Annotated in this window: 29 protein-coding genes; 17 read left to right on the top strand and 12 right to left on the bottom strand. The window is 43.8% G+C overall.

Annotation, left to right across the window (positions count from 1 at the left end):
* The coding region (locus ICN35_RS11005; RefSeq protein ID WP_216125979.1) for an IS3 family transposase at positions 1-87 on the top strand (87 nt) is incomplete at its 5' end.
* Between the two features lie 74 nt (positions 88-161).
* On the opposite strand, the gene ICN35_RS11000 is transcribed toward ICN35_RS11005, so the two are convergent.
* Positions 162-1151: a transglycosylase SLT domain-containing protein gene (locus ICN35_RS11000; RefSeq protein WP_216127587.1), complete on the bottom strand. Its 990-nt coding sequence runs from the start codon at positions 1149-1151 to the stop codon at positions 162-164.
* A gap of 495 nt (positions 1152-1646) precedes the next feature.
* On the opposite strand from ICN35_RS11000, the gene ICN35_RS10995 reads away from it, so the two are divergent.
* Entirely contained in the window at positions 1647-2693 is a 1047-nt protein-coding gene (locus ICN35_RS10995; RefSeq protein ID WP_216127584.1) for a DNA/RNA non-specific endonuclease, read from the top strand.
* On the opposite strand, the gene ICN35_RS10990 is transcribed toward ICN35_RS10995, so the two are convergent.
* Entirely contained in the window at positions 2685-2927 is a 243-nt protein-coding gene (locus tag ICN35_RS10990; RefSeq protein WP_215296376.1) for a DUF3820 family protein, read from the bottom strand. The two genes, ICN35_RS10995 and ICN35_RS10990, sit on opposite strands and share 9 nt — an antisense overlap.
* A 150-nt stretch (positions 2928-3077) precedes the next feature.
* Here ICN35_RS10990 and ICN35_RS10985 point away from each other — a divergent pair, with 150 nt between their 5' ends.
* From ICN35_RS10985 to ICN35_RS10965, 5 genes are read left to right on the top strand one after another with little or no spacing between them, the layout of a single operon-like run.
* Positions 3078-3992 carry a DUF6662 family protein gene (locus tag ICN35_RS10985; protein WP_215296375.1) on the top strand — a complete coding sequence of 305 codons (915 nt, stop codon included), beginning with the start codon at positions 3078-3080 and terminating at the stop codon, positions 3990-3992.
* Positions 3993-4007: 15 nt separating this feature from the next.
* Positions 4008-4556, top strand: coding sequence for an FMN-binding protein (locus ICN35_RS10980; protein WP_216127583.1), 549 nt, complete (start codon positions 4008-4010; stop codon positions 4554-4556).
* Between the two features lie 15 nt (positions 4557-4571).
* The gene (locus ICN35_RS10975) at positions 4572-5396 is read left to right on the top strand and encodes an FAD:protein FMN transferase (protein ID WP_216127582.1); all 825 of its coding nucleotides are present in this window, start codon (positions 4572-4574) and stop codon (positions 5394-5396) included.
* The gene (locus tag ICN35_RS10970) at positions 5393-5815 is read left to right on the top strand and encodes a hypothetical protein (RefSeq protein ID WP_215319701.1); all 423 of its coding nucleotides are present in this window, start codon (positions 5393-5395) and stop codon (positions 5813-5815) included. The genes ICN35_RS10975 and ICN35_RS10970 overlap by 4 nt, the downstream gene beginning before the upstream one ends.
* Positions 5816-5866: 51 nt before the next feature.
* Positions 5867-6685, top strand: coding sequence for a sulfite exporter TauE/SafE family protein (locus tag ICN35_RS10965; protein ID WP_216127581.1), 819 nt, complete (start codon positions 5867-5869; stop codon positions 6683-6685).
* A gap of 68 nt (positions 6686-6753) precedes the next feature.
* On the opposite strand, the gene ICN35_RS10960 is transcribed toward ICN35_RS10965, so the two are convergent.
* Entirely contained in the window at positions 6754-7626 is an 873-nt protein-coding gene (locus tag ICN35_RS10960) for an EamA family transporter (protein ID WP_216127592.1), read from the bottom strand.
* A 28-nt stretch (positions 7627-7654) separates the two neighbouring features.
* Positions 7655-9274 (bottom strand): GMC family oxidoreductase, encoded by a 1620-nt coding sequence (locus tag ICN35_RS10955; RefSeq protein ID WP_216127580.1) that lies wholly within the window; start codon positions 9272-9274, stop codon positions 7655-7657.
* 130 nt (positions 9275-9404) lie between these two features.
* Here ICN35_RS10955 and yjgA point away from each other — a divergent pair, with 130 nt between their 5' ends.
* Positions 9405-9932: a ribosome biogenesis factor YjgA gene (gene yjgA, locus ICN35_RS10950; RefSeq protein WP_216127579.1), complete on the top strand. Its 528-nt coding sequence runs from the start codon at positions 9405-9407 to the stop codon at positions 9930-9932.
* Here the strand turns inward: yjgA and ICN35_RS10945 are convergent.
* The 7 genes from ICN35_RS10945 to pcaD all read right to left on the bottom strand — a co-directional run bounded on the left by ICN35_RS10945 (position 9929) and on the right by pcaD (position 16950).
* Positions 9929-11014, bottom strand: a complete 1086-nt coding sequence (locus tag ICN35_RS10945) for an acyltransferase (RefSeq protein ID WP_255535812.1) — start codon at positions 11012-11014, stop codon at positions 9929-9931. The genes yjgA and ICN35_RS10945 overlap by 4 nt on opposite strands.
* Before the next feature lie 76 nt (positions 11015-11090).
* Complete coding sequence (locus tag ICN35_RS10940; RefSeq protein ID WP_255535811.1) at positions 11091-11591, bottom strand: cytochrome c; 501 nt, start codon at positions 11589-11591, stop codon at positions 11091-11093.
* Between the two features lie 105 nt (positions 11592-11696).
* Entirely contained in the window at positions 11697-12935 is a 1239-nt protein-coding gene (locus ICN35_RS10935) for a sorbosone dehydrogenase family protein (protein WP_216127575.1), read from the bottom strand.
* A 134-nt stretch (positions 12936-13069) separates the two neighbouring features.
* Complete coding sequence (locus tag ICN35_RS10930; protein WP_216127572.1) at positions 13070-15235, bottom strand: TonB-dependent receptor; 2166 nt, start codon at positions 15233-15235, stop codon at positions 13070-13072.
* A 41-nt stretch (positions 15236-15276) separates the two neighbouring features.
* A complete protein-coding gene (locus ICN35_RS10925; RefSeq protein ID WP_215296363.1) occupies positions 15277-15462 on the bottom strand; it encodes a hypothetical protein in 186 nt (61 codons plus the stop codon).
* A gap of 32 nt (positions 15463-15494) precedes the next feature.
* The gene (locus ICN35_RS10920) at positions 15495-16076 is read right to left on the bottom strand and encodes an HdeD family acid-resistance protein (protein ID WP_215319692.1); all 582 of its coding nucleotides are present in this window, start codon (positions 16074-16076) and stop codon (positions 15495-15497) included.
* Between the two features lie 58 nt (positions 16077-16134).
* The gene (pcaD, locus tag ICN35_RS10915) at positions 16135-16950 is read right to left on the bottom strand and encodes a 3-oxoadipate enol-lactonase (RefSeq protein WP_216127569.1); all 816 of its coding nucleotides are present in this window, start codon (positions 16948-16950) and stop codon (positions 16135-16137) included.
* 136 nt (positions 16951-17086) lie between these two features.
* Here pcaD and ICN35_RS10910 point away from each other — a divergent pair, with 136 nt between their 5' ends.
* The 8 genes from ICN35_RS10910 to cobA all read left to right on the top strand — a co-directional run bounded on the left by ICN35_RS10910 (position 17087) and on the right by cobA (position 24974).
* A complete protein-coding gene (locus ICN35_RS10910; protein WP_215319690.1) occupies positions 17087-18082 on the top strand; it encodes a tripartite tricarboxylate transporter substrate binding protein in 996 nt (331 codons plus the stop codon).
* Between the two features lie 29 nt (positions 18083-18111).
* Entirely contained in the window at positions 18112-19023 is a 912-nt protein-coding gene (locus tag ICN35_RS10905) for an amidohydrolase (protein ID WP_215319689.1), read from the top strand.
* A 44-nt stretch (positions 19024-19067) separates the two neighbouring features.
* On the top strand, positions 19068-19301 hold the full coding sequence (locus ICN35_RS10900) for a hypothetical protein (RefSeq protein WP_215296358.1): 234 nt from the start codon (positions 19068-19070) through the stop codon (positions 19299-19301).
* A gap of 5 nt (positions 19302-19306) precedes the next feature.
* Complete coding sequence (locus tag ICN35_RS10895) at positions 19307-19678, top strand: hypothetical protein (RefSeq protein WP_216127567.1); 372 nt, start codon at positions 19307-19309, stop codon at positions 19676-19678.
* 36 nt (positions 19679-19714) lie between these two features.
* Complete coding sequence (locus ICN35_RS10890; protein WP_216127565.1) at positions 19715-21589, top strand: acyltransferase family protein; 1875 nt, start codon at positions 19715-19717, stop codon at positions 21587-21589.
* A 253-nt stretch (positions 21590-21842) separates the two neighbouring features.
* On the top strand, positions 21843-23549 hold the full coding sequence (locus ICN35_RS10885; protein ID WP_216127564.1) for a nitrite/sulfite reductase: 1707 nt from the start codon (positions 21843-21845) through the stop codon (positions 23547-23549).
* Positions 23546-24118 carry a DUF934 domain-containing protein gene (locus ICN35_RS10880; protein ID WP_216127563.1) on the top strand — a complete coding sequence of 191 codons (573 nt, stop codon included), beginning with the start codon at positions 23546-23548 and terminating at the stop codon, positions 24116-24118. Before ICN35_RS10885 ends, ICN35_RS10880 begins: the two co-directional genes overlap by 4 nt.
* Before the next feature lie 7 nt (positions 24119-24125).
* Entirely contained in the window at positions 24126-24974 is an 849-nt protein-coding gene (gene cobA / locus ICN35_RS10875) for a uroporphyrinogen-III C-methyltransferase (protein WP_216127562.1), read from the top strand.
* Here the strand turns inward: cobA and ICN35_RS10870 are convergent.
* Positions 24897-25259 carry a sirohydrochlorin chelatase gene (locus ICN35_RS10870; protein ID WP_216127561.1) on the bottom strand — a complete coding sequence of 121 codons (363 nt, stop codon included), beginning with the start codon at positions 25257-25259 and terminating at the stop codon, positions 24897-24899. The genes cobA and ICN35_RS10870 overlap by 78 nt on opposite strands.
* A 94-nt stretch (positions 25260-25353) precedes the next feature.
* Between ICN35_RS10870 and ICN35_RS10865 the strand changes: the two genes are divergently transcribed.
* Entirely contained in the window at positions 25354-26382 is a 1029-nt protein-coding gene (locus ICN35_RS10865) for a calcium:proton antiporter (protein ID WP_216127560.1), read from the top strand.
* Positions 26383-26386 lie beyond the last annotated feature (4 nt).

Below are 26386 nucleotides of genomic sequence, written 5' to 3'. Positions count from 1 at the left end.
CACTACTACAACCATGATCGAATCAAGCAAAAACTAAAGGGATTGAGCCCGGTGCAATACCGAACTCAATCCCTCGTGCTAACCTAACTAAACTGTCCAACTACTGGGGGTCAGTTCAGAGGGTGGCTTTTTTAATTATTCAGCTTCGTGAACTCTTTAAATTAAGAGCGTACGTCTTTACCATTCAAGCTTAAGCGATTTATCGAGCGGGTTTGGCATAAGCTAATCAAGCGATTACGTTCTGCCATCACTTTATCTGTATAGCCACCATCATCTTCAATATTGGCCGCGCCAACATAGAACTTCAGACCATTACGCAAAGAACCTGCGGTGGCAATGAGGTACTTCAAGATATAAGCGCCAACACGAATATTGACCTCTGGCTTGACCGCTTCTTGCGTGCCACCAAACAAGGCATATTTCTCACGGTGCACTGAAGTCATTACCTGCATCAATCCTTCTGCGCCTGCATGACTCTTGATATTAGGATTGAAGTTGGACTCTACAGAGATCACCGCCAATAACAATACGGGATCAATGTTCACTTCCTTGGCAATCAAGATCGTATTAGAAACATATTCTTCAATCTTCGCGCGATCGAGGCTGTATTTCTTTTCAAAGAAATCTGCAACTGCACGCTGATTCTGAATCGAACCCATCAAATTGCTATCCAAGGCTTGAGGGTCGATCTTGGATGTTGGAATGCGATCAGCCAAATGAGAGATCGACTTCACTTGAATCTTCGCGACTGAGGGCGCTAACAAAGCAATGGTTTGTTGTTTGGCGCTTGGAAAGCCAGAGCCGCCAGGGATTGATTTTGGGTAAATGACACTCGCAATATTTGTTTCAGAGGCAACGGAAGCAGAGCTCTCATTAGCACTCTTATAATGATCGAGCATGCTAAAGCCATTGCTCCACACGATATGGCGCGCCTCATCTGGCACCAAGATACGGGCGAGATCGAAGGCACCCGCATTCGTCCCATTACCTGATAGCCAAAGACCTACTACCATGAAGACGCTCAGAGCCAATAGGCCGTTAACGACTCGATAGACTGGAGCCATCGCCTGGGCTAGCAGCGCCTTAGCACTCAAAAAGGCTGGTTGCCTATCGAGCATCTCAATCAAATTTTTGGATAAATATTTAATCATTCACCTTGTCGCGAGCAGCTCAAAACTTTATAAAGAATTTTGCTGCAACGCAATATTTAAAAAACATGGGTCATCCTAAAAAGGTTCTTATATCAAGTCAAGAATAAGTAAAGCTATTTCAATAACTTTTAGGTCTTGAATTACGGGAGTTCCCGTATATGCACCAAATAAATCATATTAAGTCTATTTAAATCAATGACTTATGGAAGTTAAGAAGCACTAATTTCATTTTATAAAAAATTACCTAAATCTAGACTTTTTTACTATTCGGAATGAAAAATTGCCTGCAAAAACCATACATCTAGTATTTCAGTCGCTCAAAATTTCTACCGGTAGTATCAGGCTGACTAATGCTGCAGGACATTATTTTTCAAGACTTTGAGTTCTTGAGCTCCCAACCTGAGTCCAGTAAGGATCAATTTCTGACTATCTCAAAAGCTAACTCAAGTCAGAATGTATTTAAATAGGATCGCCCAGCCCCTACACTTACAGATGATGAAATTCTCCCGCAAGCTCCTCGCGCCCCTAGTTTTGCTGTTTTTATTGCTGAGTCCTTTGAGGGCTTTTGCCCTTTTCGATGAATGCAAGAACCTCTTTCCAGCTCAACAGGTTCCAATTACCACCCAAATAGGACGAGATCTTTGCTTTGATAGCTTTGCAGTTTTCTACTCACCTCAGGATAAAAAGCCGATTTATACGGTAGAAAAACTTCATCGCGACCAACTGCTAGCCCCACACCCCCGCAGAAGCAACCAGTTTTATGAAGAGGCCAGGCTTCCTTTTGCAGAGCGGGCTTTGCTCTCAGACTACCGCGGCAGTGGTTACGATCGTGGTCACAATGCCCCCGCTGGAGATATGAGCAATGAAAGAGCAATGGCTCAGTCATTCTCATTGGCAAACATGATGCCGCAAGCCAGACAGAACAATCAAGGCATTTGGGCCAAAAATGTTGAGGAGCCAACTAGACTTTATGCCAAAAGAGCTACTGGAGATATTTATGTCTTTACCGGCTCCACTGGAAATCAAGGCAGCATAGGCAGAAGCCATGTCACCATTCCGAGTCATTTATTTAAGTTAGTTTATGACCCTGATAAAAATGAGGCTTGGGCTTACTGGATCGAGAACAGTAATGAAGCCCAAATGTCCCCGCCTATTTCTTATACTGAATTGGTGACCAAAATAGGAATTGATTTTCAATTACCCATCAAAGTAGGTGCTTCCCAGACCAAGCAAGTAATCGCGCCAACCGTCAAATCCCCAACTGCCAAGCCTCATCAGGATTTGATGGGAGGATGGTATCCAATCTTTTTCGATGAATATTCAGCTTATAAGGTCAACGCCCTGATTGCCCGTATTCAAGATGGGAAAGTAGCCAGCGTTCAGATTCAATATGATCGCAATGCTGAGTTAGCGAATAGCATTGCCAGACAAATCGACTTAAAAACATCATTAAGAACTCAGCTCACGCAAAGCAGTCCGCCAGACTCACCCAACGTGAGCTACGAACGTCATCGGGTAACTGCGATCGTTCACTCAAAGTAGTTTTGATTTGGCTTGCAAGCCATGTACGCGCTGAATAGGTGCTAGCAGTCCACGTAATCCGTTGTGATCCAATGTATGCATTAGCTCTAGCAACTCACCTAATTCCCCCTTAGGAAATCCCTCGCGCGCAAACCAAGCCAAATAGTTTCCTGGCAAGTCTGCTAGTGCACGCCCTGCATGCTTACCAAAGGGCATCTTCATGAGTACGAGTTTTTCTAGTGCTTGTGCATCCATTGAAAAGAAATCTTACAAGGGAAAGTAAATTCCCCCACAAATATCATCATTTATTTAAAGATAGGCTTTTCTTATTTGAGAATCATTCTCATTTGATGTTATATTGAGAACCATTCTCATTTACTTTTATCAACCCTCTCTCAGAAAACTATGAAACTGACCATTCAAAAACTGATTGCCTTTAGCCTCGTCCTCGCCGCTACTTTGCACCTCTCATTAGCCCATGCTGGTGAAGGAGCCTTTGGTTGGATCTATACCCTAGATCTTCAGCCTAAAGGTAAGTGGGAATTTGAGCAGCGCCTACAACTCAACCAAACGCAAGCCGCAGGCACTTACGATGCATGGACTGCTAGAACAGAACTTGAGTACGGCCTGACCAACGACTTACAAGTTGCTGGCTATATCAATTCGTACTACACGAATGCCAATCAAAACTACACCAATCCAGAAGCGTGCGGCGATGCGCCTACTTGTACCGGAGGTTATGGAGTCCCTTCTTCACATGACCCATCGACTGCATATAGAAAGAGTGGTATCGAAGGTGGCTCTTTAGAAGCTATTTACCGTATTACAAATCCAGTGACTTCGCCCGTTGGTGTTGGTCTTTATTTAGAACCCACCTGGGGAAGAAATAAAGATGAGATCGAAGCGAGGTTATTACTGCAATCGAACTTCATTGACGACCGCTTAATTTTGGCTAGTAACGTCGTTGTTGCCAACGAGCGTTTGAAGTTTATTGAAAATGGCAACGTTCCTGAGTCAATGTTAGATATCTTGGTTGGCGCTAGCTATCGATTTGCCCCAAAGTGGTCAGCTGGCGTTGAAGCACGCTTTCACAATGACTACTCAGAACTCAATTTACGTAATCAAGTGCAGCGCGCAACCTTTGTTGGCCCGAATTTGCACTACGCCGCAAAAGACTGGTGGGTTACAGGTGCATGGCGCTATCAATTGGCAGGCGGAACCTGCATGGGTGGCGGCGAGGCGGAATGCTCCAATGCCCGCGTGTGGGATAGCCACTCAGTCAATGAATACATTCTCAAAGTTGGCTTTCCACTGAACTAATAAAAAAATAAGATCATGAATTGGAAACTAAATCCATATGCTGTAGCTGGGCTATCCATACTAGTTGCACCAATCTTTGCGCAAGCAAAGATTTACGTCTCTAGCGAACAAGCCCAGCAAATACTTTTCTCCAATAAGGTACTCAGTAAATCACCCATCATCATTACTGATGATTTACAAGAAAAGATGCAAGCGGCTTCTAGCATCCGCCATCCCTTTCAAGGTGATCGCATATGGAGGTCATCCGATGGCGGATGGTTTGTGATTGATGAGGTCGTAGGTAAGCATGAAATGATTACCTACGCCGTCGCCTTAAATACAAAGGGGAGTGTTTTGGGCATTGAAGTCCTAGAGTATGTGGAATCTTATGGCTACGAAGTAGCTGAGGCACAGTGGCGCAAACAATTTGTTGGTAAAACTATCAACGACCCCATCAAACTGAATCAAGATATTCAAAATATTGGGGGCGCAACCCTTTCCTGCAAGCATCTCACCGATGGTGTGAAACGGATCACCGTACTCTATGACTTGACCCTCAAGAACATGCCAGTCAAATCTCAATAAGCACTCAATGATGTCATGAAGACTCGCTGCAAACCGCTTTTAGGAACCTTTGTCGAAATTACTATTGATCAAGATACCGATCAGGCTGCTGTAGATCATGCCTTTGCCGCCATCGAAAAGATTCAGGGCTTAATGGGCTTTCATCAGACCGATAGCGAACTCAATTACCTCAATCGTTATGCCCATCTCCGGGCGGTAGATATTCATCCCTGGACCTCACAAGTACTAAGCATTGCAAAACAGGTGCATCGTCACTCACGTGGTCTATTTAACTGCGGTATTGGGCATCGCTTGGTTGCTGCTGGTCTTTTACCCCGTCATATTGACATCACTAATCACAATCTTGGTGGCATTGAAGACATCTGTTTTTTGACGCCTGAGCTCATCACCTCCTCTCGTCCCGTATGTTTAGATCTTGGTGGTATTGCCAAAGGCTTTGCGGTTGATATGGCAGTCAAGATTCTGATCTCCGAAGGGATTCGCTCTGGCATCGTCAATGCAGGAGGTGACTTGAGAGTATTTGGAGATGCCCCTAAACCCGTTCAGATTCGCAATCCAAAAAATCTTTCAGAGCTGCTTCAAATCGGCTCTCTGCAAAACGCTGCGCTAGCTACTAGCAGTCTGTATTTTGCAAAAAGAGATGGGCATGAAAGTCATCTCATCAATCCCCTAGCAACAGAAGAATCTGATATTTATATTCATTCTTCAGACTCCTATTCCATCCTCGCAAAAGAATGCGTTTATGCCGATGCCCTCACTAAAGTGCTCGCTTTATCAAAACAAGCCAATCATCCTTGCTTTGCTAAATTCTCGGCACAAGCTATTCGGATTGCCATATGAGTCGTTTAGGAAAAATGCCAGAATGGCAGAAATGGTTTGTGATACTTGGGATCTTCAGTTGCTCTTTAAGCGGTGGCATTTACTTAATAGGTCACGAATTTCAGATTCAGCGATCCATTTTGGGATCACACAATATTTTAGTGATTCATGGGGTAGCGGCTATGCTGACAATCCTTGCGCTAGGGTCTGTTCTTCCTTTCCACCTCAAGGCCGGACTGAAGTCTAAAAGAAAATGGTGGAGCGGCTTAGGCCAACTGAGCTTCTTAAGCGCATTAATGATTACTGGCTTACTTCTGTATTACGGCCCGGAAGCCATTCGGGAAACGGTAGTCAGTACTCATTGGGGGCTTGGTCTTCTGTTTTTTGCCGTTTTCTTAATACACATTCCCATGGGCCTGAACAAGCAAGCGAGGAGTTAGCAACCCAAACACCTTACTTCTGGATTGATTCGCCCTATAAAATCCATAGCAATGGATAACTCATTGCTCATCAGCCCAGCCCTCGGAATTATTGTGGGAGTTCTCATGGGGCTGACTGGCGCGGGTGGCGGCATTCTCTCTGTCCCACTATTAGTATTTTCCCTTCATCTGAATATGGTGGATGCCAGCCCCATATCCCTCTCGGCAATTGCCCTTGCTGCCAGCGTAGGCGCTGTACTGGGGCTAAAAAATAATCTTCTACGCTATAAAGCCGCCATCTTCATGGCTATCTTTGGAGTGATATTGGCTCCTGCTGGATTTTGGTTAGCAAGCCGCATCCCAAATGGTCCGCTACTACTTATTTTTAGCAGCGCGCTCTTTTACTCCGCGTATAGCCAATATAGACAAGCTCGCAATACTGCTTTAGGTATCCCAGAACCTCCAAGGCAGCCACCCCCTTGTTTGCTGAATCCATTAGTTGGAAAGTTTTCTTGGAATGTTCCCTGCGCTAAGGCACTTGCTCTTACCGGCGGCTTGGCAGGTCTCTTATCGGGACTGCTTGGAGTGGGCGGTGGCTTCATCATCATTCCAGCCTTAAAACGCTATACCAATTTATCAGCTCAATCGATCATCGTTACTTCATTGGGCGTACAAGCTCTAATTTCTGGTGGTAGCGTCATCTTTTCTGCGGCAACGGGTAGCTTTAATTTCATTGTGGCTGCACCCTTTTCTATCGGCGCGCTCGGCGGCCTACTTATTGGTCTAGCAATCAGCAAAAAGCTCAGTGGGCCGAAGTTGCAGCAAGTCTTTGCAGTCATGGTTTTCGGTGTCGCAGTCAGCCTTACGCTGAAAGGTCTGCATTTCCTATGATTTGTATTGATGTGTGAGGTCGTGCAGTAATAAACCGTGAAGGCTTCTCGTTCGCTTCAGACTTCTAATCATCTTTGAGTTTTCCAGTAGGGCCAAAACAAATTGACCATCAAGCCCAAGATGACAATACCTGCTGCCAAAATTTTCCATAAGGGCAAAGGCTCACTCAAGAAAAATGCTGCAGAGCCCATACCAAAAATGGGCACTAATAAGGGTGCAGGTGCCACTGCTGCTGCAGGATGTTTGGAGAGTAGCCAGGCCCAAGCGCCATAGCCAAAGAGCGTGTTTCCCCAAGACTGCCACAGGACACCAAGCCAGGCACCTGTTGGCGTTGAAGTGAGTGAGACATACATCGAGTCCCAACCCCCTTCAAAAATCCAGGAGATCAGCAGCAATGGTGGAATTGCAAAAGCACTAGCCCACACTACATAAGAAAGCATGTTGATAGCACCGGCACGACGACTAGCAGTATTGGCTACACCCCAAGAAAAACCTGCAAATACCACTAAGGCTAAACCCAGAAAGGTGGTAGTGGCATCTGTATGGACCGCAATAATTCCTAAACCGGTCATAGCAATGACTACTGCAACCGCCTGATAGAGTTTTAACTGTTCTTTAGCAAACAGCATCGCAAAACCAATCGTGAAAAATACCTGTGTCTGGACGACCAAAGAAGCCAGGCCAGGTGAAATATTGCCATCAATCGCAAAATATAAAATCCCGAACTGCCCGACCCCTACTGCAAGACCATAAATACAGAGATTGATCCATGAGACCTTTGGTCTAGGCAAGAAGAATACTGCTGGCAAAAAGGCAAATACAAAACGCAAGGCGGCAAACAAAAATGGTGGAAAACTCTCTAAAGAAATTTTGATCACTACAAAGTTGGTTCCCCATACGGCCACAATGGCTAATGCCAGTAACAAATGGCTAACAGGCAATTGGTAATTAAGAGATGGCTTCAATGAATTACTCACGCGTCAGCAATTCTGCTACACGCTCTGCAATCATCATGGTTGGTGCAGCCGTATTACCCGAAGTAATGGTCGGCATGGCAGAAGCATCAACTACCCTCAAATGATGAATTCCCCTGACCCGCAATTGCGAGTCTAGAACGGCCATCGGATCATTAGGCCGCCCCATCTTGCAGGTACCCACTGGATGAAAAATCGTCGTACCAATATCTCCTGCTGCTTTCACTAACTCTTCGTCACTGTGATATTGAATACCTGGCTTATATTCTTCTGGCGTAAAAGGTTTGAGTGCAGGGCTTTCCACAATCTTCCGAGTTAAACGCAATGACTCTACTGCCACCTTACGATCTTCTTCAGTAGATAAGTAGTTCGGTTGAATTGCTGGAGGCACTTCAGGATCAACAGAGGTGATATGTACGCTACCTCGTGAAGTGGGACGCAAGTTACACACACTGGCAGTAAACGCATTGAAGGAATGCAAGTCTTCACCAAAACGTTCGAGCGACAAAGGTTGGACGTGATATTCCACGTTGGCACTCTTTTGAGCCGAAGAGCTATAGGCAAATGCCCCCAGCTGTGAAGGCGCCATCGACATCGGCCCCGAGCGCTTCAAGAGATACTCCAGTCCAATCATGATCTTGCCAAATAATGAATTTGCTTGGGTGTTGAGAGTTTTGATGTCATTTACTTTATAAATCATCCGCAATTGCAAATGATCCTGCAGGTTTTCACCAACCCCCGGTAAGTCTGCAATCACCGGGATACCCAACTGATTTAAATGCGCTGCAGCGCCAATACCGGAACGTTCTAAGATTTGCACGCTACCAATAGAGCCAGCACTCAGAATCACTTCGCCGCCTGGATTGATCAATGATTCATTGACCATACCGTTTCTGCGGTACTCAACCCCGTAACAACGTTTAGTTAATGGATCAATCTTGAGTTTGCTCACCATGGCTTCGGTGAACACCGTCAGATTACTGCGCTTGACAGCATCTTTTAAGAAAGCTTTTGATGTATTGAGCCTCCAACCCTTACGCTGGCTCACATCAAAGTAGCCTACACCAAAGTTATCGCCACGATTAAAGTCATCTGATGCTGGAATGCCAACTTCTATTGCCGCATCTTTAAATCGGTCCATGATGGGCCAACGCAAGCGTTGCTTCGATACGGTCCACTCGCCACCTTTACCATGCCATTGATTAGTATCACCGTGATAATCCTCAAATGCTTTATAGCGCTTGAGTGCATTCTCCCAAGACCAAGCTTCATCACCTGTGGCTTGCACCCAAGACTCATAGTCACCCGCTTGACCGCGCATGTAGATCATGCCGTTAATCGATGAACATCCACCAAGTACACGACCGCGGGGATATAACAAGGAGCGGCCATTAAGGCCTTTTTCGGCAACCGTCTTAAAACGCCAATCTGTTTTTGGATTATCAATGCAGTAAAGATAGCCCACCGGAATATGAATCCAAATGTAGTGATCGTTCTTACCAGCCTCTATTAATAAAACCTTCTTTTGCGGGTTCTCAGTCAAACGCTTAGCCAACATACAGCCGGCACTACCCGCCCCAATAATGATGTAGTCATAAGTGTTTGCTTGAGTCATAGTCTGCACATCAGATAAATAGGGCCTATTTCTTTTGAATGTATTCTGTTTTATGGTTCTACCACTCTATTATTTACCACACTCCAAAATTGAGCATCTGAGTAAAGTCAGTACAGTCTAAAATGGCAGAATGCACATTAATGAGAAAAATCGAACTCCCAAGCTTGCTGAGGAAGATGAAGGCCCTAGTAAGTCGGAGTTAAAGCGCCAAATGACTGAACGCCAGAAATTGGCCGAGGTATTGGCTGCTTTGAGTAGCGATGCCCTCAAAACTATCCCCTTGGATGAAGCCATCAAAACAGCGATTGCAGAAACTAACAAGATTAAGAGTTTTGAAGCGATTCGTCGCCATAAGCAGTATCTAGGCAAGCTCATGCGCTTTCTGGATGAAGAAGAACTTGAAGCGATTCAAAAACGTTTAGATGCCATTCAGGGTGTCAGTAAAGCAGAGACTGCAAAGCTTCATTTCTTAGAGGGCTATCGTGATCGGCTTATCGCCCATGATGAAACTTTTACCAAAATGATTGAGCAATATCCCGATATGGATATTCAGAATATGCGCACTCTCATTCGCAATGCGCGAAGAGAGAAAGAGCAAAATAAGCCGCCTAAGGCTTATCGAGAAATCTTTCGTGTCTTAAAAGAAATGGGGCTTTAGAATTTAATTCTCCGCGCAGGCACCTCTACCCATCGGTAGAGATAATTCGCAGCTTGCCAACTTGCTACTAAAGAGAAGCACATCAGAACTATCGCCATGACTCCATCATGTTGCCGGCTCATACCCCAACCGATGTAGAGCGTATTAGCCAACAAGATAAAAGCGAAGTGTATTAAGAAAGCGCAATACGATCTTCTGCTACTCCATAAAATGGCATTCACAAATTTATGTGGACGCAAATATTTTTGATCTCGCCATTGGTCAATGTAGGTCCAATCCCCCCAGAGGATCAAAACTAAAGCTACTACATAAGCCATAATATTTCGTAGCCAAAACTCTTGAAAACTGGCAACTATGATTGCCATACCAATAGCCCCCATCACTACTCTAGCAAAGCGATTGATTAATCGATCGGGATAATTTTTACAAAGCTGAGCCAAAACACCTAAACCATAAGAGCCAATAAAGTAGATGAAATAATTTTCGTAGCCAGCATTTCTATTGAAGTACAGCAGCGATAGAACACACAGTACAGCCAAAAACCACACTACTGAACGAAAGGTAGGAAACATTCCCAATATAATTGCCAGAATTGCGTAAAGCTGCCAATCAATTGCCACATACCAAACGCCAGCAGAAATAGAATCAAGCCCTAAGATACCCTGCAGAAAAAATAGATGCGCTAAAAACTGACTCAGCGTTTCTGATTCACCTACGAATTCATCTTGTACCCAAAAACGCGCTATCCATGCACAAGTAATGGTGATGATCAGCGCAACAACGTAGGGTGCGAACAAGCGTAGATAGCGATTAAAAATAACCCTCAAAACAGTTTGGAGATTTTTTAAGTTACTGGTGCGCGTCAGGGATTGGGCAGCCAAGTATCCGCCCATGACCAAAAAGATCTGTACTGCATAGCGTCCGTATTCAAACAACCAAGTCATTAGTCCTGGCAACACTGTACGTACATCCTCTGCGATCTGTCCGTAGCTCGACAAATGATGAAGGATGATTAAGAGGGCCGCAAAGACCTTGAGAAAATCAATTAATAAAAAATGGTTTTTGGTTTGCAATGAGGTCATCTACTCTGGAAGGCGACATATCAAGTATTCGCTTAAGTAGCTTTAAGTCAAATCTTTTGGTGTACTTGTGAAAATCTTATTTTAGTTGGGATAAGTACTGCGCGATAGCTCTAAGATCATCATCATTCATACCATACAAGGATGCGGCCATGATGGTATCGCGCCCAGTAGCTTGATTATTGCGGAATTGGCGCATGGTATGCAATAAGTAATCTTCACGCTGTCCCGCTAGCCTAGGCATTTGTTCGCGACCCACATAGTCTGGCAAGTGACATGTTCCGCAAAGAGCCTGTTTTGAAAGCAGCTGTCCTCTTTCATAGAGCGCGTCGTCACGCTGGCCTGGAGCAGGTTTTAGTGTTTGAGCAGAATAAAACTTCGCAAGAGTAATAATTTGAGGGTCACTCAAACCATCTAATTGACCCTTCATCACAGGAATATCCCGAATCCCCTCGCGAATCATGATGAGATTATTTTCTAGAAATACCTTAGGCTGCCCTGCTAGAGAAGGAGTGCCTGCCATGGTGGAATTTCCATCGGCACCGTGACAAGCTCCGCAAACTACCAGTTTGGCACTCATATTCTGGGCATAAGAAAGCGGCGCAACTATCGAGAGATAAACCCCCGAGAGAAACGCCGCTATTTTTACCAATCTCATTAAAGCCAATACTTTATAGGCCGATACTTATTTCTTGTAAGTAATTCTGTAGATTGCACCCAATTGTTCATCAGTCAAGAGCATAGAACCATCAGGCATCTGTAGGAAGAATGTAGGACGACCCCAGAAAGACTGATCAGCAGAATTCATAAAGCCGGTAATGAAAGGTGTGATCTTGGCATTCTTGCCGTTTGCATCTGCCTTGACAGTCACGACGTCATACCCTGATTTGACATTACGATTCCAAGAGCCCTTGCGTGCGATAAATGCCACATTTTTATATTCAGCTGGGAACATATTGCCGGTGTAGAAGGTAATACCCATCGCTGCAGCGTGAGCACCTAATAGTGCGACTGGCTTGGTTACGCCCTCACAAGCATTTGGCTTAATGACTTTATCGTCTGGCATATTGCCTTCATGGCAATAAGGGAAGCCAAAGTTTTCACCTTTACTGGTCAGGATATTCAAAGTGTCGTTCGGCTTGTCGTCTCCCATCCAATCACGCCCATGGTTTGTAAACCAGAGTTGTTTGGTAACGGGGTGCCAATCAAAGCCTTGCGTATTTCTGACACCAGTAGCTAAGACTTCCATACCAGAGCCATCAGGGTTATAGCGACGAATCTGCGCATACTCAGGTGTTGGCAGTTCGCAAATATTACAAGGTGCACCGAAAGGTACATACAATTTACCATCTGGACCAAAGGCTAAATACTTCCAGTTGTGGTGCTGCTCTGGTGGCAAATTGAACTTAGAGGTCATATCCACTGGTGCCACAGTAGGATTTTTGCTAATACCGTCGTAGCGCAAAACTTTATCAATCGCCATGACATAGAGTGAGCCATTTTTATACGCAACGCCAGAAGGTTGTACTAACTTATCAACCACAATTCGGCTACTACGTTCTTTACCGTTATTACTCACTTCATAAATGCGACCAATGCCACGGGTACCGATATAAATCTTACCGTTGTCACCCATTGCCATTTCTCGTGCACCCGGAATACCGCTTGCATAGACTTCAATCTTGAAACCAGGAGGTAATTTCAAAGTATTGAGAGGAATTTCATTTGCTGGGGTAGCAGTCATCTTGCCAGCCAAAGGAGCTAACTTGGAAGTTGACATATCTGCGCCCATACCTTGTTTCCATGCTGGTGCAGGAGCCGGCTTGGGAGCCTCGGCTACAGGAGTATTGCTAGTTGAGCAACCCTGCAAACCGATGACTGAGCTTGCCAATAAAGCTACGGCTAATGGGATGAGCTTATTCATCGCCGGCTTCTTAATAACTTGCATTTAAATCTCCCATTTTTTAGTAAGTATTTTGACTTCAGCGCCTATTTAAGCACTCTTTTACCCAAGGAGCTACACCCATTTCCTAGGGTAATGCCCTATATTGCCAGAGTTTAGAAGGTAATTCGTGCACCTACGCTAATCGCCTGAGGCATGCCAGCCTGGTAGGAAGAGGCCTGAGAGGCAATATTAAAGGTGACATATTGCCGGTTAAGCAAGTTCACTACTGAGGCAAATACTGAGGCCTGGGGGGTGACTTGGTAATTAGCCTTGAGACCCACAATTGCATAAGCCGGGACGGGTAAAGTACCTGTTGCCATCCAGGAGTTGCCAACATAACGCACGGTGGTTGTCAGGCTTGCCTGCGGTACAGGATAGTAAGTAATGGCTGCATTTGCCATATTCATCGGCACACCGCCCACCTGTGAATTAATCGCGTCAGTCGTGGCAGTCCACGTTAATACAGTTCGGGTGTAGGAGTAGCCACCATCTACAGCCCAATTCGGATTGAGATCGTGATGGTATTGCAACTCAAGACCGCGACTCAATAGATTTTGTTGATTGGTGTAGTAGCTGACATTGGTATAGCCTGAGCTTGTACTGGTAGCAGAGCATCCCGAAAGTCCAGCGGCACTACACAGACTGTTTGCATAAGCCCAATTTGCAGTAGTAATTTTGTAGCTGGCAATCGCATTCTGAATGTAATTATTAAAAGCAGTAAGCTGCGCATAACCACTTTTCCAGCGGTAATCTGTCCCCACTTCATAACCCGTCATTGTCTCGGGTATTAAATTCGGATTAGCCAGAGAATATCCACTGACAGAGTTTCCATAACTACGCAAAGTATTGTTCATGCTCGGCGCATGAAAAGCCTGATAGGCAGCACTACGCAAGTCCCAATTTTGGGTTGCTTTGTATAGCAGACCTAGAGTTGGGCTCAACTGCGTTTTGCTCTGATTTGGAATGCCTTGATAGGTAGGACTTGAACCATTGGCGCCAGCGTTATATGAAGTAGGTGTTTGACTATTCCATGCATCAACCCGCACACCCAAGGTGGTTTCTAGTGGAATTGCGCTAGCCCGAGATTTAACTTGACCAAGAAGTCCATAAAAGTTTTGCTGTCCCTGCGCGTAGCTAACCGAGCTTACCGCGCCAGTCGTACCAAGATTATTTGTTAAGTTCGATCCAGAAATATTTCTAGCATCAATACCAACAATATATTGATCAATGCCAGCAGCCTTCAAATCATGCGTGTATTGGGCTGATGCACCAAGAGTGGAATAGGGATCGGTGTAATTGGCATTGATATAAGGCTTATATGGTGAAGCGGTCAAATTATTGGCAGTTTGTTTATAGAAATTTGTATTTTGATAATAAACATTAACCTGCACTTTTTTATCTACATCTAGATTTGTAGTGGAACCGCCCGCCACATCAGCCGTCTGAATTAAATTGGGTGCGATGGCGTAGTTGTTACTTAAGTCCGCCATCGTGCTGTAACCCATTCTTAAGAATGCATTGGTATCAGCAGTGGGTTTGAAGTAATTTTGTAGGCGGACATTCGAATTCTTAACGGCATCCGTTCCCATGCCATTTTTAATATTACTCGGCGATCCTGGAGAAATCGTAGCGTAGTTCTGAAAGCCTTCGCTAGAAAAGTAATCTGCAGAAAAGCGCATCTGCATTACATCTGACATGACCAGATCTTTTGAGGCGGCCACGTTACCTGTTGCAAATGATCCTATGCTGGCAGAAACTTCTTGAGAACTATTTTTAGGTGTTTTGGTGTTGATATTGATCACACCACCCATGCCGTAGTTGCCATACAAACTAGAAACACCACCGCGCACAAACTCCACCGACTCAATCGAAGACATCGGCACCAAGTTCCACTGTACTGTTCCGTAGAAGGCGTCATTTGCTGGTAAGCCATCGATTAATACTAGGGTGCGGCCATAACCCAAACCACGGACGTTAATGCTTTGACCAGTGGGATCTTTTTGGTAGTAAGGCACATCATTTAAAAATACGCCTGGCACATTCTTGAGTACTTGATCAATAGTTTGATCAGGAGAAGATTCCAATACTTCTTTCGTTAGAATCGTCGTATTGAGTGACATTTCATCTAGGGGTGTTCCTGAACGAGTGGCATTCACCACCATGTCGTTGAGCTTTTGATCGTAATTTGGGGGTGGTGCAATTTGCGCCCAAGATTGACCAGATTGCAAAACTAATAAGAGAGCTAGAACATTCGCGCTAGATTGCAGTTGCTTACACATAACCATTATTAAGGGCTTACTACTGGCATTTTTCTTTTGATTTATTTTTTCTTTGGCTTACTCTTGCCCATCAAAGAAGCCAGCATCGGGTTTGCCTCTGCTAGCTCTTTTTTGGTTTTTGCTACTGCATCGGCAGCTCCAGGCTTGGGAGTTTTGGCAGCATTCTTCATACGCTGAGCAGTAGTCAAGGCTAAGCTCTTGTACAGGTCTGTTTTTTTCATTGCCATGACTTTGCTCTTTATATGGAATGATTCAGTGTTTATTGCTTCGTTAATGATTTGGCCGCAAAACCTAAGAACAATAATGTCCAGCCTTGTAGTAGCAATTCAATAGCGATTAATAGGCCAGGTAACCATAAGCTTGATGATGGGAAGCTATTCATGATGAGTACGCCCATCAAGATAGAAATGGCTGCAGATAAGGCAAGCCAGAACCACTCAGCAAAATGACGATGCTGAAACGCAGAAACTAAACGCAATAAACCAGTAATAAAAAAGATTGCGGCTAACCACAAGGTAATCGCTTCAAGGGCAGGAATTGGGAATGCCCATACATAAATTGCTGCGCCAATATACAAAATAGTAAAAATCAGCTGCACGCCAACACTTTTCCAGCCAGCAGATTTAAATGCATGAGCACCCTGAAGAATGCCGCCTGCAAATAAGAAGATACCCAGCACATTGACTGAAACCAGAGAGAAGAGGGTTTGACCGGCAATGCCAATCATGCCGAGAATGAGGAACAAAATGCCTAGACCAATGAGTACCCCCGGAACTTTTGCTGCTGCACCTAATGCATTGGCACGGAGTACTTTCATTTGTTCTACTGATAAGTCGGTCATGAGGAACCTTTTAGTGATCACTGCAAAATAAGAAATATATCTTTAGCATCTTCAAAACTTAAAGATGGTTGTCTACCGAATCAATGAACTCTCGCACCGCTTGATTAAATCGAGCAGGCTGCTCAATGTTCGATAAATGGGCTGCGTCTTCAATAATAACTATCTGCGATCCATCAATCAGGCGATTAAGCACAATACCTTGATCTACGGTACAAGCAGGGTCATGGCGACCAGATAGAACCAGGGTTGGCGCCTTGATCTTGAGCAACATCGTGCTTTGTGCCATATCGCGCACAGCACTACCGCAGCCGATATAACCTTCCACATTAGTAGCCAAAATCATCTGGCGTACTTTTTCAATATCGTGTGGAGCGCGCTCTACAAATGACGCTGTGAACCAGCGACCAATCGTGCCATCTACCAAGCTAGCAAGACCTTGTGAGCGGGCGGTTTGAAAACGGTCTTCCCACAAACTGCGGGGTGGCATTTCACTGGCGGTATTACAAAGTGAAAGTGAAAGAATGCGCTCTGGATAACGCGCGCCTAATTGCTGTCCAATCATCCCGCCAATCGATAGGCCCATGAAATGCACCTTCTCAATTTTCAGTGCATCCAATAAACCAATAGCATCATCAGCTAATTGCGCAATGCTGTATGGGCCAGGCGTAACTCCAGACTTGCCATGCCCTCTTTTGTCGTAACGCAGCACACGGTAACGGCCAGCAAAAGCAGGTACGTTCCAATTCCACATACTGCCGTTGGCCATCAAACTATTAGCCACTAACAGTACTCGGCCATCTTGGGGACCATCAAATCGATAGGCAATATCAACGCCATTAACGTTAACGGTTTTGGTATCTTGCAATTGGGTCATCTGTCTCCGCCTTTTTTGGATCTACCGGCCTCTATTTATCTATTTATGAGACCGTGTTAGATTATCCAATGAAATACCCTAGAAGGTATTTAGACGCCACTATAAAAACGACGCAATAAAAGTCATAGGAGACACGATGTTGACATCACTAATTCAGGGCAAGCGCACCCACATGCTCGGCAAGCTCACTCTGATGCTGAGCCTTTCCGTATCAGCAGCCATAGCCAATGCCCAAAGCTACCCCAATCGCACTGTCAAGATGATCGTGCCTTTGACTACCGGCTCTGGGGCTGACATTGCTGGACGACTGGTTGCTAAAAGCCTGACGGAAAGTTGGAAGCAACCCGTCATTATTGAAAACCGCCCTGGCGCCGGCGGATTGATCGGGACAGGAGTTGTTGTCAATGCCGATCCAGATGGTTACTCCCTACTCGTTCAATCAGCATCCTATGCAGCCAACCCAGCTATCTATAAAAAATTACCTTATGACCCACTCAAGAGTTTGATTGATGTGGCCATTCTTGGGCAAACCCCTTACGTCATGATCACTGCTGCAGATGGTCCTTATCAAACGATTCGAGATTTAGTGATCGCTGCAAAATCCAAACCTGGTGAGATTACCTTTGCCTCTGCAGGTGTTGGCAGCTCCACTCACTTGGCCGCTGAGTATTTCAATCAAATGATGGGCATTAAATTAATCCATGTTCCCTACAAAGGATCGCCAGAAGCGATCTCTGACACGATGTCAGGCCGCACTGCTTTTTATATGGCACCGCTTGATACGGCGATTGGGCAACTCAAAGGCGGCAAGTTACGCGCATTAGGAGTCACTAGCAAAACTCGTAATGCGGCAGTTCCTGAAATTGCCAGCATTACAGAACAGGGTTATCCGAATTTTGAAATTGGTCTTTGGTTTGGTGTTTGGGCACCTGCGGGCACTCCAGCTGTAGTAGTTAAAAAGATTAATACCGACATCAATCAATCGATGCAAGATCCTGAAGTGAAAACTGCTTATGAAACCAAAGGCATTAAAGCAACACCGATGAGCCCAACTGAATTTGGCAAATTTGTTCGTGAAGAAATGGCGAAGTATCAAAAGATTGCCAAAGATGCGAATATCGAACCGCAATAAAGTAACGCAGTAAAAAAGCGGTAAAGCAATTGACCAATCATCCTTCAGCGCCTCTGTGCCAAGCCCCCGACCCAGAAATACGATCGCCGAAGATTACGTTTCCGGCTGGAGCGGTTGATTGTCATGCCCACATCTGTGGCCCCGCAACTCAATTTCCCTATGCGCAAGAGCGCATCTATACGCCGCCAGATGCCACTCTAGAGAGCTACCAATCTTTACTTCAGATGCTTGGTATAGATCGAGCAGTGCTAGTGCAACCGAGCGTGTATGGCTCTGATAATCGCGCGATGTTAGCAGCGCTCAAGGCGCAACCCGAAAAGTTTCGTGGTGTGGCCGTTGTTTCAAACAACGTAAATGAAATTGGCGATCAAGAGTTAGAACAACTGCATGCAGCTGGTGTTCGGGGAGTTCGTTGCAATATTGTTGATGTGGCTGATAAGTCCACTGGTTTACCAATACAAAACCTAAAAGCTTTAGCAGAACGCATCAAGCCCTTTGGCTGGCATCTTGAGTTGCTCATGCATGTGAATGAATATCCAGACTTAGCTCAGGTTTTTGAAAACTTTCCGGTAGATTTAGTATTTGGTCACTTTGGATATAGCCACACAAAACATGGAATTCAGGATCCAGGATTTCAGGGCTTATTAGAGTTACTTAAAAACCAACAGGCTTGGGTCAAAATGACAGGCCCTTATCGCATTTGTGATGGCAATCTTCCTTATGCCGATATGCGCCCTTTTAATGATGCAGTGATGGACGCAAATCCTAAGCGACTGGTCTGGGGTAGCGATTGGCCCCATGTAATGGTGAAGAGGCAAATGCCTCACAATGCTGATCTGTGTGACCTATTTGGCGATTTGGTTACAGACCCAAACTTAAGAAAATCGATCCTGGTCGATAACCCCTGTATCCTGTATGACTTTCCGGCAATCAATTTGTAAATAAGCCAGCAAAACAGAGCAAATACAGTAGAAAGAAGTATTAAATGGATACCACTCTTACCGTCATCTTAGGCATTGTTGCGATGTTGTTACCCCTAGTGGTAGGTCGCCTAGTGTGGAAGCGCTTTGATCAATGGTTTGGTCGCAATGATGAAGCCTACATGGATAGCCTGGAATATTTCCTCAAGAAAATTGGCTTCACCGTACTTGTTGCCTTCATCCTCTTATGGCTTGGCATTAGCCTGGTCTTTAATGGCAATGGCGCTCCATTAGCCTGAGCAATATGAACGATCAACTGAAAGCCATTCTCTCCAAAGCAAAGTTGAACTTTGCGATCTTAGCTAGCATTTTGACCATTGCCGTTTTGGGAAAATTTACTAATCCAGAATTAACCAATTCTATTTTTGTGACTGCAGACCAATTAGTTTCAGAGCTCTACTTGGTATTTATTGCAATTACTTTGGGTGCATTTACACCCAATTTTAAACTGGTAGTATTTGGGTCAATTGGCGCCTTCATAGCAGCTGTGATCCTCATCCAGCTCAAGGCATTTAACTACCTCACCACTGAATACCTTTTTGCAGTTTTGATCGTCTCACTTGGATTTGCATCAATTGCAAATCTATATAGGCACTATCGAGAGCATGGCTTATAAAATACTTGCCCTTAAATCAACTGCTCATAAAAAATAATGTACTCAAAATATCAATCAATAGCCTATCGCAAAGACATCGATGGGCTTAGAGCATTAGCAGTATTATCAACCATTGCGTACCATGCATTTCCCAACTTTGCGAGCGGTGGCTTTATCGGTGTTGATATTTTTTTTGTAATTTCAGGCTTCTTAATTACCAAAATTATCATAGAGAATTTGGCGTCAAACAGCTTTAGCTTTGCCGAATTTTATTCTCGCCGCATAAGGCGAATATTTCCAGCCTTATTTTTAATATTGGTCACGTGTTATGCATTTGGCTGGTATGCGCTCTATGCTTCAGAGTACAAAAAACTAGGGCTGCATATTGCTGCTGGCGCAGGTTTTGTTCAAAACTTTGTTCTTTTAAATGAAATAGCTTATTTTGAAAAAAACGTAGATACAAAACCATTAATTCATTTATGGTCGCTATCTATCGAAGAGCAATTTTATTTGCTTTGGCCAGCAATTATATGGATTCTATATAAAACACGAATTAATTTATTTGGCGCAGTTTTGTGTCTCGTGCTCATTTCATTTTCTATAAACATTTATAGCATTCAGTCAGATCCAATCAACGCCTTCTATTCACCTCTCAGTCGTTTTTGGGAGTTATTGGTTGGAGCACTTTGTGCATGTTTTTCATTTAGGAATAGCCAGGATATAAGGCAATTAAGTCAGACTAACTTAAATTTATTTTCTTATATCGGCATGCTGCTGATTACCATCGCCATTTTTTTAATAAGCGCTAAAAATTCATTTCCGGGTTGGTGGGCATTATTGCCGACTATAGGGACAGCACTACTAATATCGGCGACCAGCGAGGCAAGTGTAAATAAAGTATTCCTCTCTAATAATGTAATGGTTTGGCTGGGCGTCATTAGCTACCCTTTGTATTTATGGCATTGGATTTTACTAAGCTTTGGACAAATTATCACGACAGGAAAATTGTCTGATCTTTACAAAATTACTCTAATAGCTACCGCCATTGGCCTGGCTTTTCTTACTAATAGATATTGGGAGTGTCTATTCCGTCATAAAGGCAAAAAAGTCGTTATTTTTTTGATTACAACTATGACGTTAATTGGCTATCAAGGATGGAGTGCTTATATTCGAGATGGCTTAGATTTTAGACATAGAAATATTTTAGATATTAATGGAGGAGTGCTGTCACATAACGATATTGAATGCGAAAAAAAATTATATAGCTACGAAACATTTTTTTGTAAATTATCTTATGTGGGGCAACAAAGTATAGAGACAGTATTAATTGGAGATAGCGTTGCTCACAATTCTTTTCCAGGGCTTGAGCGCTACTATTTAAGCAATAAAAAAAGTTTTGTCATGATGGGGTGGCCAGGTCAACTTCCGTTTCTTCAATTACCTTATCATGAAAATTATTCTATAGAGTCCTCGGAAAAAATGAATAGACTTATTGTTGGCTTATCTCATGATGAAAACATTAGAGAGGTAATTTTGGGAATGCATGATATTGATTTAAATAATCTACAAAAATTCCAATTAGAAAAGACTATTGAATATCTTATTTCAAACGGAAAGAAAGTAATACTCATTGGCCCGCCACCACCGTTATCATTTAATCCAATTGAGTGCATCGGCATGCCACCATTTAGACCGATTCATAACAAAGAGTGCATTCAAAATGTTAACGATATTCGGCCAGAATACTTGAATTCAAGGATAAAATTAAAAAAAATTGCTGAAAATTCCAACATCAAATTTTTCGATACATATCAACAGATATGTATCAATAATGCGTGTTCAGTAAAAATGGAGAACGGTCTGGTATATAGAACTAAAAGCTATTTAACTATATCCGGCTCTCAGAAAGTATTTCAAAAATTTAACCAATAGATATTTGTCTTTAGTTGCAAATATCAGAATGCGTTTAGCTCCGCTTATGAGTCCTAGGTGAATTCATTGGTGCTACATAAATCCACTAAGCCTTTGATGCTGACTTGAGTCACCTTTAATTTTGTTGAGGTTACCGTGTTTAGATTGTCTTTTTAACACTTAGATAATTTCCTGAACTATATAGCTATTAGTTATATAGAATAGATTTTTAAGTATTTGGAGCTATATTGATAATCAATGACAATCAATATCTATGTACAAATATGACCACATTGACCAAACTCTGGTAGCTCAAAGGGTTTCACAATTTAGAGACCAAGTAACTAGGCGTCTTAATGGCAGTCTTGCCGAAGAAGAATTCCGACCACTGAGACTGCAGAATGGCCTATACCACCAGCGTCATGCTTATATGCTGCGGGTTGCGATTCCGTACGGATTATTTAATTCCAAGCAACTACGAACCATGGCAATGGTTGCGGAAAAGTATGACCGTGGTTATGGACACTTCACTACCCGTCAAAATATTCAGTACAACTGGGTGACTTTAGAAGATGCACCGGATATTTTGGCTGAGCTGGCAAAAGTTGAAATGCATGCGATTCAAACATCTGGTAACTGCATTCGGAATATTACAAGTGATGCTTTTGCCGGTGTTGCGGGTGATGAATATGTCGATCCCCGCCCCGTATGTGAATTACTACGTCAATGGTCCACTTTACATCCTGAGTTTGCGTATTTGCCGCGTAAGTTCAAGTTTGCAATAAATGGCGCTAAAGAAGATCGTACGATTCTTCTTTGCCATGATGTTGGCATTGAACTTAAGAAAAATACAAATGGCGAACTGATTTCTGACATCTATGCTGGTGGCGGCATGGGCCGTACACCCGTTTTGGGCTCGCTCATAAAGACAGGGTTGCCATGGCAGTTATTGCCAAGTTACCTCACAGCCATATTGCGCGTCTATAATCGCTTCGGTCGAAGAGACAATCTTTACAAAGCTCGTATCAAGATCTTAGTTAAAGCCTTGAGTCCCGAAGAGTTTGCTCGCCAGGTTGAAGGTGAATGGCTACATATCAAAAATGGTGATGATAACTTTACTCAGGTCGAGTGGGATCGTGTTGCCAAACACTTTCTCAAACCCACATATAAGAGCTTACCAAAACTTTCTGATGAACAGATACTCAATACTATAAACGATGAAGAAAAAGTAATTTTTGGAAGATGGTTAGCGCGAAATGTTAAATCGCATCAAATTCCTGGTTATGCCAGTGTAATTTTGTCACTCAAACCACATGGTTCAGTGGCGCCTGGGGATGCTACTACCGCACAGATGTTAGCTATTGCGAATTTAGCCGATCAATATAGCTTTGGTGAATTGCGTGCAACGCATGAGCAAAACTTGGTCTTGGCTGATGTGGAGCAATCTAAGCTCTATGAGCTCTGGCAGGAAGCCAAGAAACAAAAAGTAGCATTACCAAATATTGGATTACTCACGGATATCATCGCCTGCCCTGGTGGTGACTTCTGTTCTTTGGCAAATGCCAAATCACTCCTAATTGCTAAAGCCATTCAGGAGCGCTTTGATGATTTAGATTACTTATTTGATCTAGGTGATATCAGCCTAAACATCTCTGGATGCATTAACTCTTGCGGTCATCATCACGTAGGCAATATTGGTGTTTTGGGTGTCGATAAGGATGGTGAAGAATGGTATCAAATCACCCTAGGTGGCGAGCAAGGAAACGAGGCTACTATTGGCAAAGTCATTGGACCTTCTTTTTACGCTGATGAAATCCCAGACGTCATGACTAATATTATCGAAACCTATGTTGAGCAACGTAATGACAGTGAATCTTTTATTGAAACCTATCATCGTCTTGGTGTAGCACCCTTCAAAGAAGCTGCATACAAAAATGTCAAGAAAAAAGAAAAGGTTGAAGCCTTAGGGGGTGCATTATGAGTAACGACCTACAGACCATTCCAGCGCATGAGCAGATTCTGCATTTCCCAAAAGGTGGCAAACCAAGCCTTGCAAATAATGAGTGGCTCATCTGGAGTGGCAGTCAGGATGAGGACGGCTTACCTGATCTAGAGCACGGCAAAAAAAATGTCTTAGCGCCATTTAGTTGGTGGATAACCCATCAAACCGAATCTGATATTCAAGCTAAGGCCAAAAATGCTCGAATTGGAGTTTGGTTTGCTGCTGATGAAGATATCCTAAAACATGCTGATCTCATTGAGCAAGGTAAAACACTGTGGCCAGTAATTGCGGCTCACTTTCCTATCTTCAGAGATGGTAGAAGTTTTAGCACTGCCGCACTTCTGCGCAGTCACTTCCAGTGGACTGGCGAGATTCGTGCGATAGGTGACGTGTTGATTGATCAACTCCTGCAGGGCGCTCGTGTTGGGTTTGATAGTTTTTCATTGCGTCCTGACCAAAAGACGGATGTAGCTTTAAAGCAGTTTGATTTGTTCTCGGTGACCACTCAGAATAGCTGGCGTAATAAGCGTTCTTTACTAGAAGCTTGACTTGAGTATGAAGCAAAAACCCACACCCCCCGGTAAAGTGTATTTAGTTGGCGCTGGACCTGGCGCTGCTGATCTTATTACCGTACGCGGCGCAAAGCTGCTTAAGAAAGCAGAAATTGTATTTCATGATGCTTTGGTAGAGCCTGCAATGCTCGACCTTTGCCCTCAGGCTCTTAAAGTGCCCGTAGGCAAACGTTGTGGCAAGTTGTCATCTGCTCAATATTTCATTAATAAGCGTTTAGTTGACGCCACCAAGCAATACAAAATGGTTGTTCGTCTTAAAGGTGGTGACCCCATGCTATTTGGTCGTGCAGATGAAGAAATTCGATCCTTAAAACAAGTTGGAATTGAGGTTGAAGTAGTGCCTGGTATTACTGCGGCTCTAGCTGGTGCAGCAAGCCTTCAACAGTCTTTAACATTGCGCGGTGTTTCACGTAGCGTCGCTTTTATCACTTTAGCACAGGCAAATGAGGGTAATGACAGAAGATCTCGCAATCAACCTATCTTAAATCCCACGGCAGATACCCTTGTCTATTACATGGGACGCAAAGATGCCGCTAAGATTGCACAGCAATTAATTAAGCAAAGTCTGAATGGTGGCGACACTCCCGTGCATGTCTTAGAGGCAGTAAGTACACCCCGCGAACGTCTTTGGAGTAGCACTCTAGGCGAACTAGCCGAGGGTAAAGCGAATGATTGGTTTGATAGTAGCTCACCATCATTGATTATGGTGGGCGAAGCTTTAAGAGCTAAAGAGTTACAGTCTAAGTTTAAAGACTCAAGGCACCTTAGCACTAAAATCGATAATGGCCTGCAACACAGCCAAATCCTCACCAACAGCATGCGTTGCGCTTAAGATTATCTTGGGAAATTTCTCCCGACAAGCTTCTAGCAGTTTTGGAAAATCATTACGCAAATGGCTGCCTTGACCAAAAAAGATTGGAACCACTGTAATTTGAGTCACTCCCTGAATGGTCAATGAAGTAACTGCATCACACAAAGAAGGCTTCATGATCTCCAAGAAAGCCACCTCAACCAAAGTTCTTGCATGCTGATCACGCCATAAAGTGGCTAGACGATCGAAGGGCTCACGCCAACGAGGATCTCTTGCACCATGACCAAAAAGAATGATTGCCTTCATAAATACCTTTAAACTCGAATACAAACTGTGGTGATTGATTTATTTCTATAAGCTTAACCCTAATTTCACCTAAGTGTAACTACAGGACCCATTCATGGAAATTCTTCAATCACTATCTAGCCAAACTTGGTTTATTACCTTAATGGCTTTCATGCTCATTGGCGGAGTGCTTTCAGCCGTCCACCATGCAGAAGTGGTAGCTCATAAAACTGGTGAGCCCTATGGCGCTTTAGTACTTGCTATTAGCGTCACTATCATTGAGGTGTCTTTGATTATCTCAATGATGCTTTCCGGCCATGAGGGATCAGAATTTATTGCCAGAGATGCTGTTTTTGCGACAGTCATGATTGTGATCAACGGTGTGATTGGCTTATGTATTTTCATAGGTGGCTTACACCATCATGAAATGTCCTTTCGAAACGAAGGAACCAACTCGGCATTAGCTGTGTTAACAGCATTAGCAACCTTTATTCTAGTAATGCCAATGGTTACTGTGAGTACGCCTGGTCCTGACTTCACGAAGAGTCAGCTTGCTTTTGCTGGCGTTGCCTCATTTGCACTTTATGCAGCTTTTCTGTTCTTCCAAACAATTAGTCATCGAGATTACTATTTACCCAAAACCGAAGAGGGGAAAAGGGATATCAATTTTCATGCGCCAAAGCCCAGCAATCTAAAGACAGCAGCGAGTGTAATCCTATTGATTCTGTCACTTATGGTGGTGGTAGGCTTAGCTGAATTATTAAGCCCAGCTATTGAGGCTGGAGTAAAAGCTGCTGGTGCGCCAAAAACGATTGTAGGCGTTGCTATTGCTATGCTCGTTCTCATGCCTGAGTGCTATGCAGCAGTAAGGGCGGCAAAAGCCAATCGCCTACAAAGTAGCTTGAACTTAGCATTAGGATCAGCCTTAGCAAGTATTGGGTTATCGATACCAGCGATAGCAGCAATTGCAATCTTCTTTGATTTATCCCTCAGCCTAGGAATTAGCAGTCTGAATATGACGTTGATGTATTTGAGCCTCTTTATTGGGGCATTAACACTAGCGATTGGAAGAACCACCGTGTTGCAAGGGTTGGTTCATTTAATCATTTTCTTTGAATATTTATTTTTAAGTCTTGTTCCATAAGCTC

The sequence above is a fragment of the Polynucleobacter sp. es-GGE-1 genome, from assembly GCF_018882005.1.
GTDB lineage: Bacteria > Pseudomonadota > Gammaproteobacteria > Burkholderiales > Burkholderiaceae > Polynucleobacter.
Note: the sequence above shows the minus strand (reverse complement) of the source record. Positions and strands in the feature narration are given on the sequence as shown.